Genomic DNA, 15739 nt, shown 5'->3' on the forward strand with positions numbered 1-15739 from the left:
CCCCAATATTAGGAAACAAGATGTCAGCGTGCTGATCACCGCGTCGAAATCGTGCGAAGAAGCGGTTTCACGGCCGGCCACACGTTGTCGAGTAGCAGGGGCTGTGCCTGCTGAGTCGGATGGATCTGATCGGCCTGAAACATATCGGGTTTGCTCTCGATGCCGGCGAGCAGAAACGGCACGAGCGGCACATGAAACTCGCTCGACAACGCGACATACATGCCGTGGAACTTTTGTGTGTAGTCGGGACCGTAATTAGGCGGAACGTACATACCGATCAGCACGACCTTCGCATGCGCCTGCTGCGACTGTTCGATGATCGTACGCAGATTGTCTTTGGTCGTTGAAAGCGGCACACCGCGCAGTGCGTCGTTGGCGCCCAGTTCGACAATCACGATAGCAGGCTTCAAGCGCTCTAGCAGCACCGGCAACCGCGCCCGCCCGCCGCTCGTGGTATCGCCGCTGATGCTTGCGTTCGCAACGCTATAATCGAGCCGCTGATCGGCGAGACGCTGCCGCATCAGTTGCACCCAGCCCGTGTCGCGCGGCAGGCCGTACTCGGCCGAGAGACTGTCGCCGAGCACGACGATGACCGGCTTGGCCGCAACCGTCGGCTTGTTCGCGGGCGCATTGGTCTGCGTAAATCTGGCAGATGCGGTGGCCGATGCAGCGGGAGTTGCAGCAGAAGCGGCATCGGCATGAGCCGCGAAGCTCGCGACCAGCACGGCAGGCGTCACACGAGCGGCGATCAGCGCGGCCTGACAAAGCGCATGCACTTTCAACCTACGCTTCAACATGCAAAACAAATCCGATCCAGTCATCGAAGTGCGGGGTTTGACGAAGAAGGTTAAGGACGCAACAGGCGAGCTGACGATACTCGACAACATCGATCTGTCGATCGAAGCCAGCAGCCGTGTCGCGATTGTGGGCGCATCGGGGTCGGGCAAGTCAACGTTGCTCGGCTTGCTCGCGGGATTGGACAGCGCGACCTCGGGGTCGGTTCGTTTGCTTGGCCGTGAGTTATCCCAACTCGACGAAGACGGGCGTGCTGCCTTGCGCAGCGGCTCCGTTGGTTTCGTGTTTCAGTCGTTCCAGCTGATGCCGCATCTGACAGCCCTCGAAAACGTCACATTGCCGCTCGAACTGCAAGGCGGCATGGCCGCGCGCGACATCGTCGCGAGGGCGCGTGCGCTGCTCGCGCAGGTCGGGCTCGGCGAGCGCATGCGCCACTATCCGAAGCTGCTGTCGGGCGGCGAACAGCAGCGCGTCGCGCTCGCGCGCGCATTCGTCACGCATCCGGCCATTCTCTTCGCCGACGAACCGACCGGCAGCCTCGATGCGGCGACCGGCCACGCGGTCATCGATCTGATGTTCGAGATGAACCGCGCGAACGGCGCGACGCTCGTGCTCGTCACGCATGACATCGAGCTGGCGCGCCGCTGCGATACGACGGTGACGATCGAAGCGGGGCGGCTCGTCTAGCGAGACGCCAGAGAAAGCAGGCGCAAAACAAAAAGCGGGCCGTTCGAATCGAAGGCCCGCTTCTTCCATCGAAACCAGCAAATTACTTCTTCATGGCCGCCCGCGCCCGTGCAATCAATGCGGACGTCGACGAATCATGCTTGCCTGCATCGGTGCTCGCCGCCGTCAGATCGGCTTCGACGACCTTGCCGAGAATCTTGCCGAGCTCGACGCCCCACTGATCGAACGAGTTGATGTTCCACACCGTCCCTTGCGTAAGCACCTTGTGCTCGTAGAGTGCGATCAGCGAGCCGAGCGAATGCGCGGTCAGCGCGTCGACGAGGATCGTCGTGGTCGGCCGGTTGCCGGGGAACATGATGTGCGGCACGAGCTGCGATTTGTCCGGGCCCGCGACCTTTTTCGCTTCTTCCTCGGTGCGGCCGAGCATCATGGCCTCGCTTTGCGCAAAGCAGTTCGCGAGCAGCTTCGGATGATGGTCGGCAAGCGGATGCTCGGGCGTCAGAATCGCGATGAAATCGATCGGCACGATCGTCGGGCCCTGGTGCAGCATCTGGAAGAACGCATGCTGGCCGTTCGTACCGGGCTCGCCCCATGTCACCGCCGACGTCGCATAGTCGACGAACGTGCCGTCGAGCCGCGCCTGTTTGCCGTTGCTCTCCATCTCGAGCTGCTGCAGATAGGACGGCAGGAAGTGCAGCGCTTCCGAATACGGCGCGACGAGATAGCTCTGCGAACCGAAGAAGTTCCGATACCAGATGCCGATCATGCCGAGCAGCACGGGCAGGTTGCGATCGAGCGGCGCGGTGCGGAAATGCTGGTCCATTTCATTCGCGCCGGCGAGCAGTTCGTCGAAATGCTTCGGTCCGATCGCGATCATGATCGACAGGCCCACCGCGGACCACAGCGAGTAGCGGCCGCCGACCCAGTCCCACATCTCGAACACGTTCTCTTTCGCGATGCCGAACTTGACGACTTCGGCGGGGTTCGCCGACACGCCGACAAAATGCTTCGCGAGCTGGTTTTCCGGACAGCCATTTTGCAGGAACCAGTCGCGCATCGAGCGCGCATTCGTCATCGTTTCGAGCGTCGTAAACGTTTTCGATACGACGATCGCGAGCGTTTCTTCGGGATCGATGTTCTCGATTACGCGGTACAGATCCGCACCGTCGACGTTCGACACGAAATGCGCGGAGATATCGGGCGACGCGATGTGCTTCAGCGCATGCACGACCATCTTCGGCCCGAGGTCGGAGCCGCCGATGCCGATATTGACGATATGGCGAATGCGCTTGCCGGTGTAACCGGTCCATTTGCCGTCGCGCACCTGTGCCGCGAACCCGGCCATCTTCGCGCGCTCCGCCTTGACCTGCGCGTTGAACGGCGCGTTCGGGTCGCTTGCGCGCAAGGCCGTGTGCAGCACCGCGCGGTGCTCGGTCGGATTGACGATCTCGCCCGCGAACATCGCGTCGCGGCGCTTCTCGACGCCTGCTTCGCGTGCGAGCTGGACCAGCAGCTTCAGCGTGTCGTCCGTGATGCGGTTCTTCGAAAAATCGGCTGCGATGCCGCCGCCCGAGTACGTGAAGCGTTCAGCGCGGGTCGGGGCAGGGTCGTTCTCGGGTTTGAACCAGTCACGCATCCGTGCATCGCGAATCTGTTCGTAATGCGCTTGCAGTGAGGTCCAGGCGGGGAAAGTGATCTTGGTCATAACCGTCCGTCATACGAAGGGGCACGAAGGGAGACGGCGCGCCCGGCATGTGCGTTCCGGGGATCGCGGCAGCGCGCCGTCGACGCATGCAGTCACTCAGTATAGCGGTGCACGATCGCGGTGTTCAGCGTGGGCGCTGGAGCCCCAGATAACGGGACACCGACGCACCCGACCCGGAGCGCGACACCCAATGGCCAATGCCCAATGCCCGGCCTGGCCGCCCCGATGCCCGGATGCCGGGTTCAGCGCGCGTTACGCAACGATACGGTATCGTCGCGCTTGACCGTTTTATTCATACCATTCGCTCAGTGCCACGAGCTGGCAGCGATCCGGTCCGCCATGCGCCGGCCATCCGCCGGAACGATGCGAGGCGCTTGCCGGCCGCGCGCGCGAGCGCATTCTTTTTGCGGGGATTCGATGTTCGTCTTGTGCTGGGTCGCGATTTTCCTTGCGGTGCCCGCGACGTGGCTGATCGAGCGGCGCGCGATCGGCTTGGCGCTGCTCGTGATTGGTTACGGTGCGGCGTTCGCATCAGGCATGCTCGGCGCCGCGGCGCTCGCCGCCATCGTCGTGCTGCTCGCGCTTGCCTATGCGGTGCTGCCGCCGCGTCCGCCGGCCGTGCGCCGCGTTGCGCATGCAATCTTCATCGTGATCGGTGTCGCGCTGATCGTGCATTGGGTGCCGGGCTTTCATAATCCGCGCGTGATTCATGCCGAGCGCTTTACGGCCGACGCAGTGCCGTTCACGATGTATCTGAATCTCGACAAGCCGCTCGTGGCGTTCTGGCTGCTGCTGACGTTTCGCTGGATACGCGGGCCGCAGAATGCGACGCTTGCGCTCGCCGCGGGCTTCGGCGGGTGGCTGTTGACGGCGCTCGTCTGCATCGGCACCGCGTTCGCGATGCGGCTCATCGTCTGGGAGCCGAAGTGGCCGGCCGATGCGTTGCTTTTCCTCGTCAATAACCTGCTGCTCGTTTCGGTCGTCGAGGAAGCGTTCTTCCGCGGCTATCTGCAAGGCGGCATGATGCGGCTCTTCGACGGCCGCCCGCTGGGCAGGACGATCGCGCTCGTCGTCGCATCCGTGCTGTTCGGCCTCATGCATTTGCCGGGAGGCGGATGGCTGTGGGTCGTGTTCAGCGCGGTCGCGGGGCTAGGCTATGGGCTTGCGTACCGCTTCGGCGGACTGCGCGCGGCGGTGCTCGCGCACTTCGCGCTCAATGCGACGCACTTTCTGCTGTTCACCTATCCGATGCTGCAGCCGCGCATGCATGCTGTGTGATGCCGCATGCATGGGTGGGCAAGGGCCGTCTAGCCGTGCGCGGGATAAAACAGGCGGTTCAGCAGTTTGCGCACCATCGGGGCGAGTTCGCCGGCGGTGCATCCGGCGGGACCGTCGCCGCGCGCTGTGAGCGCATCCGCGGCGAGCCCATGCAGATAGACGCCCGCGAGCGCCGCTTCGTATCGCGGCAAGCCCTGCGCGAGCAGCGCGCCGATGATCCCGCCGAGCACATCGCCGGTGCCGCCCGTCGCGAGCGCCGCATTGCCGGTCGGATTGATCGCGAGGCGGCCGTCCGGCGCCGCGACGACCGTGCCATTCCCTTTCAGCACCACGACGCTCGCAAAGCGGCGCGTCAGCGCGCGCGCCGCGGCGAGCCGGTCGCGCTGTACGGCCGGCGCGTCGATGCCGAGCAGGCGCGCGGCTTCGAGCGGATGCGGCGTCAGAATGGCCGGGTCGTTGTCGCGCGAGCCACGCGCCTCGAGCGCCGCCGCGAGCGACGCATCGCGGGCGAGCAGATTCAGCGCATCGGCATCGAAGAGCTTCGGCAGATCGAGCGGCAAGACGTCGTGTAGCACGCGCGTCGCCCGCTCGCGATGGCCCATGCCGCAGCCGATCGATAGCGCATCCATGCTGTCGAGCGGCAGGTCGTCGATCGCATGCAGCATCAGTTCGGGATGAGGCGGATCGTAGGCCGGACCGCCGCTGCCGAGCAACGCGACATGGACCTTGCCGGCACCCGTATAAAGCGCGGCGCGCGCCGCGAGAATCGGCGCACCGCACATGCCCGTATCGCCGCCGACCACCGCGAGGCTGCCGAACGTGCCTTTGTGGGTTGCAAAATCGCGCGGCGGAAAATGCGCGGCGAACAGTGGCGGCGCGTTCAGTTGCGCGCCGGCCCGGTGATGCGCGCGGTTTGAGTCGAGTTCGAGCGGCGCGACGCTGACCGAGCCCGCGAGATCGCGCCCCGCGCCCATGAAGAGGCCCGGCTTCGCGCCGATGAACGTGACCGTGCATGTCGCGCGGACCGCGACGCCGCCCTCGACGACATTGCCGGTATCGCTATCGAGACCGCTTGGCACATCGAGCGCGAGCACGCGTCCATGCGCCGCTGGCGATGCCGACGCCGACGCCGGCATGACAGGCGAGGCGGGCGAGGCGGGCGAGGCGCCATGCGGCCGCTGCGCCGCATCGGCCGGCGTACTCGACGCGCGCGCCGCGAGCCGCTGCGCCAGTTCGGCGAATACGCCTTCGAGCGGCCGCGCAAGGCCGATGCCGAACATGCCGTCGACGATCCAGCCGAAGCCGTCGAGCGACGCGGGCGGCGTCGCGGTGATCGTCACGCCTGCGGCACGCGCTTCGCCAAGCGCCCAGCGCGCGTCGTCGGGTTTCACTTCCGCCGGCATGCAGACCTCGACGGCGACGCCCGCGCGCTGCAATTCGGCCGCGACGACGAGCGCATCGCCGCCGTTGTTGCCGGGCCCCGCGATCAGCAACACCGGATGCGCACCATCGACGGAGCCGTCGTGCGCGATCTGTTCCATCAGAAAGCGCGCGGCCGCGGCGCCGGCACGCGCCATCAGCGTATGCGGCGGCAACGCCGCGGCGGCCTGCGTTTCGAGTGCGCGCAGTTCGGCGACGGTGTAAAGCGGTAGCGGCCGGTCGTGCGGATTGACGAGCATCGGCGCGGCCGCGGCGGACTGCGCGGATGACGACGCAGAAGCGGCGGACGAGGACGCGGAGGACTTGGCAGCGGTCATGGCGGCGTTCGGAGGCGCGTACGGGTGGAGGAGGCGCAGACCGCGGCACGCCGAAAGACGCGCGCCGCGGGCGCGATTACCTCGATGTTAGTGGCAACCTGCGTAACCGTGCCAGCAGCGCGGCTCAGTGTTTGAACCGCTCCGGCGCGAGTGCTGCCACGGTCTCCTGCGGCAAACCGGACGCGCGGCCCGTGATCAGGTCCGCGAGCAGCTTGCCCGACCCGCAAGCGAGCCCCCAGCCAACCGGACCATGGCCGATATTGACGAAAAGCCGCGGATGCAGCGCGTTGCCCGTCACCGGCAAGCCGTCGGGCGACAGCAGCTTGATGCCTTCCCACGGCAGCGCCTGCGAGATGCGCGCGGCGCCGGGCACCCAGTCGTGGGTCGCCTGGCCGAGCAGCGCGAGTGCTTCTTTGGTCAGCGGTTCGCCAAGCGGCTTGTCGGTGCCGCGCGCGCTTTGCAGCACCGCGCCGCCCGCAATGCGCAACCGGTGATTGCTGCGCGTGATCGTGATGCGCTTGACCGCATCGATGATCGTCATATGGGGCGCGAATTCTTCGCGCGCGATCGGCGCGACGAGGTTGTGCAGCCGCAACGGGTGCAGCGGCAACTGCAGGCCCACGCGATCGAGCAACGGCAAGCTGCCGACACCGGCCGCGACGACGATCGCATCGGCGCCGATCACGTCGACTTCGCGCGAATTGACGGGGTCGCCCGGCCGCGGCGCCAGTTCGACGGCCGCGCGCTGACTGTCGAGACGAATCGCGGTGACTTCGCGGCCGAACTGGAACTGCACGCCGCCTTGCGTATCGAGCGTCTGCTTGACGAGCTTCGCGAACAGCGGGCAGTTCGCCGTGCGTTCGTCGCGAAACAGCACGCCGCCCGCGAACGGCGGATCGGCCGGCACCGAATGCTCGAGCGCGACGCATTCGCCCGGCGTCAGCACATGATGCGGCACTTCGAACTGGCGCAGCAATTCGAGCGCCGGCTTGATCTGCTGCCATTCCTGCTGCGCGCGCACAAGATACAACTGGCCGTTCGACTGCTCGAAATCGAGGCCGAAGCGCGCTTCGATTTCGGCAAGCGCATCGCGGGCCGATTCGATCAGCGGCCGCAGCCGCGCGTATTGCTGCGAGAAAGCGTCGGGCGCCTGCAAGCCCGCAAGGCGTTTGACGAAGTCGCGAGCCGCGCCGTTAAAGCCGGTTTTGCGGATGATCCCGTTTCTGGCGGCTTGCCGGTGCGGCATGAAGGTGGGGCCGAACCAGACGTCGAGCGAAGTAGGCAGCACGGTGCCGCCGTGGCCGTACGTGGCGCCTTGCGCGACGGTCGCGTGCCGCTCGACCACGCAGACCCGGTGACCGGCCGCGCGCAACTGATAGGCGGTGGCGACGCCCACGATCCCGCCGCCGATGACAATGACATCCATATTGTGTTTCGTATTGCCGGCGGGAGCCCCGATGGCCGATGCGGCGCGGCGGCTTGCGCAGCGGCTTGCCGCATTGGTTTGCAACACCGCGCCCGTCTGATAAAAGGCCGCATGATAGCAGCCAAAGCGGGGGAGTCGCACGAGCGGCCGAGCGCGGCGATGCATGGCCGGTAGGCGGGCGAGCCCACCGGTTGCGGCGGAGGTCCGGTTCAGGCGCGCTTCCGGGTTATAATCTCGGACTTCCCTTCGCCCCGACGGGCGCCTCGGATGCGCGATCCGCGAATGCACCTGGAAGTACCTGGAACTACCTGGAACCCGCGGGAAACCTCCAGATACCACCAGATACCCCCAGGTACCGCCCGGATCGGCACCTTTCTCGGCAACCCAAGGGGCCACCCGGCGTACAGTCAAGCACCGTCAAGTCCATGGCCCACTTCTCGTGTTTTCCCGGCGCTTCGGCCCTCTCTGATTTCCGTCAAACCCGTCTGCTCGACACGCTTAAGCGCATCGACGCCCATATCGTCGGCGTGCGCGGTCAGTATCTGCACTTCGTCAACGCGCACACGCCGCTTTCGGGCGAAGACAGCGCGAAGATCGACGCGCTGATGCACTACGGCGATCCGTTCGAAGCGGGCAGCCACAAGGACAACGGTTCGGTCGAAACCTTCCTCGTCGTGCCGCGCTTCGGCACCGTGTCGCCGTGGGCGAGCAAGGCCACCGATATCGCGCACCACTGCGGGCTCACGCAGGTGCGGCGCATCGAGCGCGGCATCGAATACACGGTGGTGCTCAAAGGCGGGCTGCTGGGCGGCAGGAAGACCCTCTCCGACAGCGCGCGCGAGGCCGTCGCCGCGGCGCTGCACGACCGCATGACCGAGAGCGTCGCGCCGTCGCGCGACCATGCGATGCATCTGTTCGACGAACTGCCGGCCAAACCGCTGCTGACGGTCGATATCCTCGGCGACGTGGGCGGGGGCCGCAAGGCGCTCGAACGCGCGAACACCGAACTGGGCCTCGCGCTCGCCGACGACGAAATCGACTATCTCGTCGACGCCTTCACGAAGCTCGGCCGCAATCCGACCGACGTCGAGCTGATGATGTTCGCGCAGGCGAACAGCGAGCACTGCCGCCACAAGATTTTCAACGCGCAATGGACGATCGACGGACAAGCGCAGGACATGTCGCTGTTCGCCATGATCCGCAATACCGAAAAGCTCAATCCGCAGGGCACGATCGTCGCGTATTCGGACAACTCGGCGATCATGCAGGGCGCGCAGGCCGAGCGCTGGTTCCCGCGTCCGGCGCAGCAGGATGGCGCGCTGGCCGAACAATACGGCCGTCACGTCGAGCTCACGCACACGCTGATGAAGGTCGAGACGCATAACCATCCGACCGCGATCTCGCCGTTCCCGGGCGCGGCGACCGGCGCGGGCGGCGAGATTCGCGACGAAGGTGCGACCGGCCGCGGCGCGCGGCCCAAGGCGGGTCTCACAGGGTTCACGGTGTCCAGTCTCGAACTGCCCGATGCGCGCGAGCCATGGGAAAACGATCGCGACGCCACGCAGCCGGTCGCTCACCGCAACGGCGCCGACCGGCATGGCGCGTACGGGCGTCCGGACCGCATCGCCTCGCCGCTGCAGATCATGATCGACGGACCGCTCGGCGGCGCCGCGTTCAACAACGAATTCGGCCGCCCGAATCTCGGCGGCTACTTCCGCACGTACGAGCAGAACGTCGCGGGACGCGTGCGCGGTTATCACAAGCCGATCATGATCGCGGGCGGCATCGGCAATATCTCCGATGCGCACACGCACAAGCTTGACTTGCCCGAAGGATCGCTGCTGATTCAACTGGGCGGTCCCGGCATGCGCATCGGCATGGGCGGCGGCGCCGCGAGCTCGATGGCGACCGGCACGAACACCGCGGAACTCGACTTCGACTCGGTCCAGCGCGGCAATCCGGAAATCGAACGGCGCGCGCAGGAAGTGATCAACGCGTGCTGGCAGATGGGCGAGCGCAATCCGATTCTGAGCATTCACGACGTCGGTGCGGGCGGCCTGTCGAACGCGTTCCCGGAACTCGTCGATGGCGCGAACAAGGGCGCGCATTTCGAGCTGCGCAAAGTGCCGCTCGAAGAGAGCGGTTTGTCGCCGCGCGAGATCTGGTCGAACGAAGCGCAGGAACGCTATGTTCTCGCCATCGCGCCGGCGGACCTCGCGAAGTTCGAAGCGATCTGCGAGCGCGAGCGTTGCCCGTTCGCGGTGGTCGGCGCGGCGACGGCGGAACGTCAGCTGAAGCTGACCGACGCAGACGCGCAGAAGCGCGAAACGGGTATGCACGAGCCCGTCGATATGCCGATGGAAGTGCTGCTCGGCAAGGCGCCGCGTATGCATCGCGACGTCAGGCGCGAATCGGTCGCGCTGCCGGCGGTGGACCTCACGCATGTGTCGCTGAACGACGTCGCGACGAGCGTGCTGCGTCATCCGACGGTCGGCAGCAAATCGTTTCTGGTCACGATCGGCGACCGCTCGGTCGGCGGCGCGACGGTGCGCGACCAGATGGTCGGCCCGTGGCAGGTGCCGGTAGCCGACTGCGCGATCACGACGATGGATTATGCGGGCTTCCACGGCGAAGCGATGACGATGGCCGAGCGCACGCCGCTTGCCGTGATCGATGCGCCGGCGTCGGGCCGCATGGCGGTCGGCGAAGCGGTAACCAATATCGCGTCGGCGCCGATCGCGTCACTCGACAAGCTGAAGCTGTCGGCGAACTGGATGGCTGCGTGCGGCAGCCCTGGCGAAGACGCGGCGCTGTACGACACAGTGAAGGCGATCGGCATGGAACTGTGCCCGGCGCTTGGCATCGGCATTCCGGTCGGCAAGGATTCGCTGTCGATGCGCACGAAATGGGTCGAAAACAGCGGGAACGGGAACGGCGTGGCGAAGGAAGTGGTCGCGCCGGTCTCGCTGATCATCTCGGCGTTTGCGCCCGTCGACGATGTGCGCAAGCATCTGACGCCGCAACTGCGCCGCACCGACGATGCGGGCCAGGCGCTCGACACCGTGCTGATCGCGATCGACCTCGGCCGCGGCAAGAACCGCATGGGCGGCAGCATTCTCGCGCAGGTCACGCAGCAGGTCGGCGACACGGTGCCCGACGTCGATAGTGCGGAAGACCTCAAGCATTTCTTCGAAGCGATCCAGGCGCTCAATGGCGACGGCAAGCTGCTTGCGTACCACGACCGTTCGGACGGCGGCCTGTGGGCGACGGTCTGCGAAATGGCGTTTGCGGGGCACGTCGGCGTGTCGTTGAACGTCGATATGCTGACGCTCGATCCAAACCACGAGTTCGACTACGGCGACGCGAAAGACTGGGCGAAGCAGACGAGCGGCCGCCGCGAAGACCGTACGCTGCGCGCGCTCTTTAGCGAAGAACTGGGCGCGGTCGTACAGGTGCGCGCCGGCGAGCGCGATGCGGTGCTCGCGACGCTGCGCGAATTTGGCCTGTCCGCGTGCGCGCATGTGATCGGCAAGCCGAACGGCAACGACACGATCGAAATCTATCGCGACGCGAAGAAGATCTACGAAGCGCCGCGCGTCGAATTGCAGCGCGCCTGGAGCGAGGTGAGCTGGCGCATTTCGCGGCTGCGCGACAACCCGGCATGCGCGGATGCGGAGTACGACGCATTGCTCGACGCAGCCGATCCGGGCCTCGCGCCGCAACTGGGCTTCGACCATACGGAAGACGTTGCCGCGCCGTTCATTGCGGCAAACGTCGGCAAAAACGCGCGGCCGCGCGTCGCGATTCTGCGCGAGCAGGGCGTCAACTCGCATCTCGAAACCGCGTACGCGTTCGACCGCGCGGGCTTCGATGCGTACGACGTGCATATGAGCGATCTGCTCGCGGGCCGCGCGTCGCTCGCGGACTTCACGGGCGCCGTCGCATGTGGCGGCTTCTCGTACGGCGACGTGCTCGGCGCAGGCGAGGGCTGGGCCAAGACGATCCGCTTCAATGCGCAACTGGCCGATATGTTCGCCGCGTTCTTCGATCGCAAGGACACATTCGCGCTCGGTATCTGCAACGGCTGCCAGATGATGAGCAGCCTTGCGTCGATGATCCCCGGTGCCGAGGCGTGGCCGAAGTTTACGCGCAACAAGTCGGAGAAATTCGAAGCGCGGACGTCGCTCGTCGAAGTGCAGGCGTCGCCGTCGATTTTCTTTGCCGGCATGGAAGGCTCGCGCATTCCGGTGGCCGTGGCGCACGGCGAAGGGTTCGCGGACTTTTCGCAGCAAGGCGATGCGTCGCGCGTCGCAGTTGCGATGCGCTTCGTCGACCATCGCGGTCAGCCGACGGAGCAGTATCCGTTCAATCCGAACGGGTCGCCGAACGGCATTACGTCGGTGACGACGCCCGACGGCCGCTTTACGGTGCTGATGCCGCACACGGAGCGCGTGCACCGGACGGTGCAGATGAGCTGGGCGCCGGCGCAATGGGCAGCGGCGAAGACGGACGGCAGCCCGTGGATGCGCGTGTTTCAGAACGCGCGGAAGTGGCTCGGATAATCAATCAGGGTGACGGGGCGCGCCCGGGGTAATTCGGGCGCGTCCAACCAGCGGCAAGTGGCACAAGTCACAAGTCACTGGTCACAAGTCACCGGCAGATCGCCGGGCGGCACACACGTTTCACCACGGGCGCGCTGCTACCGTGCAGCATTACTGCCGCGCTGCAATCTGCTTTTTCCAGCTCTGCACGATGTGCTTCGCGAGTTCATCGTAGTGTCCGCCAAAATGATGATCGCCCTCGGTACGCACGAGCTCGATGCCGGTCTTCGATAGCGATGGGCACAACGTATCCTTCTCTCCCTCGCCATACACGCACTCGATGATCGCCGGCGGCATTTTCGCGAGTTCGGGCTCGACCGGCAGCGCCTTGTCGCTAGCGGGCATGCCGAGCCACCCGGTCACGCGAATCTGGAAATCCGCATCGGGTGCAAAACCGAGCAGCGACACAAACGACACCTTGGCGCGCAGCGCGTCGGGTAACCGGTTGTACGCGAACGGCATCACATCCGCACCGAACGAATAACCGACGAGCGCAATCTGGCTTGCGTGCCAGCGTGCGCCGTAAGTCTTCAGAACGCGCGCAAGATCGTGACTCGTTTGCGCGGGCGTCTTTTCGCTCCAGAAGTAACGCAGCGAATCCCAGCCGACGACCGACACGCCTTGTCGTTGCAGCGACTCGGCGATCGTCTTGTCGAGATCGCGCCATCCGCCGTCCCCCGAGATCACGACGGCGAGCATGTCCGAACGATGCGCGGCAGGCAGTTCGATCAGCGGCAGGTCCGAAACATCTTCTTCGTGCGTCGTGTCGTCGGCGCGCAAATACGGTTCGGTCAATGCGGTGAGGCGCGCGGCCTTCGTCATGCTGGGCGCGAACGTGCGGCGCACGGACTTTGCGTTGTTCGGCTGCGCAACGGCAACCGCAGCCGGAAGCGCAGCCGGAACCGACGCTGCGCCGGCGCCGTTGCGACCGGCGTTGCCGGGCTCCGCGGCCGTCACGCCTTGTGCGAGAAAGCCAGGCAGCCCCGTGCCGCGACTCAGCGTCGGATCGGCGGGGCACGGCGCAAAGCGCCGATCGAGCGCGCCGCCCGCATCGAGCGAAACCGCACCCGCAATCGTATTGGCCGGAGCTTGCGCGAGCGTGCGCTCGGCGAGCAGCGCGCCTTCGCCGGTACCTGCCATGATCGGCGAGAAATAGCGGCTCGATTGCACCTGGCGTTCAAGCTGATGTCCGATTTCCTCGGCGTCGCTATACAGCTTGTGGCAACTTTCCTGTTTCTCTGCGGCGAGTCTGGCTGCATAGCGCGCCGTATCGACGCCGACGACAAACGCCCCCTCGTGTGCAAGCGCATCGGCTGTCTGCTGATCGGACGCGGTCCAGCCGCCCGCTTCCGAAAACAGCACGACAAAGCCGCGCATGTCGCCGGCAGGTTTTGTCACGGCGACGTTGCCGTAACGGCCTCCCGCGACGGCCGTGACCGTCGTGTCGGCGCGCGCCGCGCGAACCAGCGGTCCGACTGGCGCAAATGCGATCGATGCGCCAAGCGCAGCACACGCGGCATAGGCCGCCGATTTCAACCTCGCACGCTTCAAGCCGACACCCCTCATGACCTTGCCCCTCCCGCCAGCCGCGAAAGATCCGCAAGCGTCAAAAACACACTCATCGAGCCCGACGCCGCCAGATAACGCGGCTCCCAGCGCGGCTGGAACTTGTCCTTGAAGCTGCGCAGCCCGCGGAAGTTGTAGAACCGGCCGCCAAAGCGCCACGCGAGCGCCGCGCCGCGATGCAACGGCGACGCAAGCGGAGTCGGCCGCATGCCCGACAGCGGCGCGACGCCGAGACTCAGCGAGCGGAAGCCCGCGCTTTTCAGATGCAGCGCGAGCTGCGTGAACAGATATTCCATTGCATAAGGCGAAGCGCCGGGCAGATGGCGCATGACGCCGACCGTCGCTTCGGTATTGAGGTCGGTGGTCATGAACGTGACAAACGCGAGCGGCTTGCCGTGCTGGCGCAGCAGCATGACCGACTGCGCCGCGAGGTAACCGGCCGTGAAAGCCGCCACCGAAAAGCTCTTTTCACGCGCGACGCGGCTTTCGAGCCATGCATCCGAGATCTCGCGCAGCACCGGCAGCGCGTCGGGCACGCAAGCCGGTTCGATCATGTCGGTCGAGAAGCCGTCGCGTTCGCCGCGCTTCAATGCATAGCGCAGATGCGCGCGATGCGAGCCCTTGAGTTCGAAGGCGGGCAGCGCGATATGCGCTTCTTCGCCGAGCTTCATCAGCGTGAGCCCCGCGTCGAGATAAAGCGGCAATGCATCGGCGCGTACCTGATAGAACGCGGCGCGGCCGCCATGCGCATGCGCGAGCGCGACAAAACGCTGGATCAGCGCGGGCCATTCGCTGCGCGGCCCGACCGGATCGTGCAGCGCGGCCCATGTACGGCCGCGTTTCGCGTACATGAGGAAGGCGTTGCGCGACTCGGAAAAAAGGAAGCTCTTGTCGCCCATCATCGCGAGCACCGCGTCGCTGCGCTCCTGCGCGCGCACCACGCCCGCTGCTTCGATGAGGTCTGCTTCGGCGGGCTTTTCGAAACGGCCGGCGGCGGGGCGCAGCAACTGCCAGCACGCGAGCGTGGCGGCGAACAGGCCCGCGGCGAGCGTCGCGCGCAGCGCACGCGGCGCGCGCTCGTCGAACGCAAACTGCCACCACAGGTGCCGCGAGTACTCGACGTCGCGAAACGCGAAGAACAGCACCCACACCGCCAGCGCGATCACGATGCCGACCGAGGCAAGCCATCCTGGCGTAAAGCGCTCGGCGAACAGCGACGAATGACGGTTAAAGCGCGTGCGCGTCGCGATCAATAGCGCAATCAGCACGCACAGCATGCCCGTTTCGACGAATGCCAGTCCTTTCGCCAGCGACAGCGCGAGGTTCAGCGCGGCAACGATCAGCGCGAGCCACCAGGCGGCGTCGAGCCGCCGCAAAAGGCCGCGCGCGACGAACAGCAGCAGCACGCCGAACAGACTCGCGAGCATCTGCGAGCTTTCGAGCACCCAGAGCGGCAAGACCGTCTGCAGGATCGCAATGCGCTTCGCGAATGCGGGCGTCGCGCCGGAAATGACGAGCATGCTGCCGACCACGAACGTGCAGATCGCCAGAAACAGCGGTGCGAGCTGCGACACGCTGTGCGCGCCGCGCTGCGCGAGCTCGGAGGCGAGCGCCTTTTTCTGTGCGTGTCCCTCGAACACCGCGAGCACGCCCGCGGACAGCACGAGCGGCACGCCAAAATAGATCGCGCGGTACGCGAGCAGCGCCGCGAGCATCTGCGAGGTCGGCACGCGCGAGCCCAAGGCATAGACCATCGCCGCTTCGAACACGCCGACGCCGCCTGGCGTGTGTCCTATCATGCCGAGCAGCATCGCGGCCGCGTAGACCGTCACGAACTGGACGAAGCCCAAAGTCGGATCGTAGCCATGTCGTTCTGTGAGCCAAGGAGTTGGTAGAATGTTTTGTCTTCCTAAGACCGCTTGGC

At 65.9% G+C, this 15739-nt stretch carries 9 protein-coding genes; 3 read left to right on the plus strand and 6 right to left on the minus strand.

Annotated features, from left to right (window positions below; translation table 11 throughout):
- Positions 1-35: 35 nt before the first annotated feature.
- Positions 36-797 carry an arylesterase gene (locus tag QYH69_RS09775; RefSeq protein WP_308831656.1) on the minus strand — a complete coding sequence of 254 codons (762 nt, stop codon included), beginning with the start codon at positions 795-797 and terminating at the stop codon, positions 36-38.
- Between QYH69_RS09775 and QYH69_RS09780 the strand changes: the two genes are divergently transcribed.
- Positions 796-1482, plus strand: coding sequence for an ABC transporter ATP-binding protein (locus QYH69_RS09780; RefSeq protein WP_308831657.1), 687 nt, complete (start codon positions 796-798; stop codon positions 1480-1482). The genes QYH69_RS09775 and QYH69_RS09780 overlap by 2 nt on opposite strands.
- A gap of 82 nt (positions 1483-1564) precedes the next feature.
- Here QYH69_RS09780 and pgi read toward each other — a convergent pair whose 3' ends face one another.
- A complete protein-coding gene (gene pgi / locus QYH69_RS09785; protein WP_308831658.1) occupies positions 1565-3187 on the minus strand; it encodes a glucose-6-phosphate isomerase in 1623 nt (540 codons plus the stop codon).
- 417 nt (positions 3188-3604) lie between these two features.
- Here pgi and QYH69_RS09790 point away from each other — a divergent pair, with 417 nt between their 5' ends.
- The gene (locus QYH69_RS09790) at positions 3605-4465 is read left to right on the plus strand and encodes a CPBP family intramembrane glutamic endopeptidase (protein ID WP_308831659.1); all 861 of its coding nucleotides are present in this window, start codon (positions 3605-3607) and stop codon (positions 4463-4465) included.
- A gap of 29 nt (positions 4466-4494) precedes the next feature.
- On the opposite strand, the gene QYH69_RS09795 is transcribed toward QYH69_RS09790, so the two are convergent.
- Together QYH69_RS09795 and QYH69_RS09800 are read right to left on the minus strand one after the other, a co-directional pair.
- Positions 4495-6144, minus strand: coding sequence for an NAD(P)H-hydrate dehydratase (locus QYH69_RS09795; RefSeq protein ID WP_308831673.1), 1650 nt, complete (start codon positions 6142-6144; stop codon positions 4495-4497).
- A gap of 202 nt (positions 6145-6346) precedes the next feature.
- Entirely contained in the window at positions 6347-7648 is a 1302-nt protein-coding gene (locus QYH69_RS09800) for an FAD-dependent oxidoreductase (protein WP_308831660.1), read from the minus strand.
- 425 nt (positions 7649-8073) lie between these two features.
- On the opposite strand from QYH69_RS09800, the gene purL reads away from it, so the two are divergent.
- Entirely contained in the window at positions 8074-12210 is a 4137-nt protein-coding gene (gene purL, locus QYH69_RS09805; RefSeq protein ID WP_308831661.1) for a phosphoribosylformylglycinamidine synthase, read from the plus strand.
- A 150-nt stretch (positions 12211-12360) separates the two neighbouring features.
- Here purL and QYH69_RS09810 read toward each other — a convergent pair whose 3' ends face one another.
- Positions 12361-13815 carry an AcvB/VirJ family lysyl-phosphatidylglycerol hydrolase gene (locus QYH69_RS09810; RefSeq protein ID WP_308831662.1) on the minus strand — a complete coding sequence of 485 codons (1455 nt, stop codon included), beginning with the start codon at positions 13813-13815 and terminating at the stop codon, positions 12361-12363.
- Positions 13812-15739 (minus strand): bifunctional lysylphosphatidylglycerol flippase/synthetase MprF (gene mprF / locus QYH69_RS09815; RefSeq protein WP_308831663.1); only part of this gene is annotated, 1928 nt, incomplete at its 5' end. The genes mprF and QYH69_RS09810, both read right to left, overlap by 4 nt.

Source organism: Paraburkholderia sp. SARCC-3016 (assembly GCF_031119615.1).
In the GTDB taxonomy this organism is placed as follows: Bacteria; Pseudomonadota; Gammaproteobacteria; order Burkholderiales; family Burkholderiaceae; genus Paraburkholderia.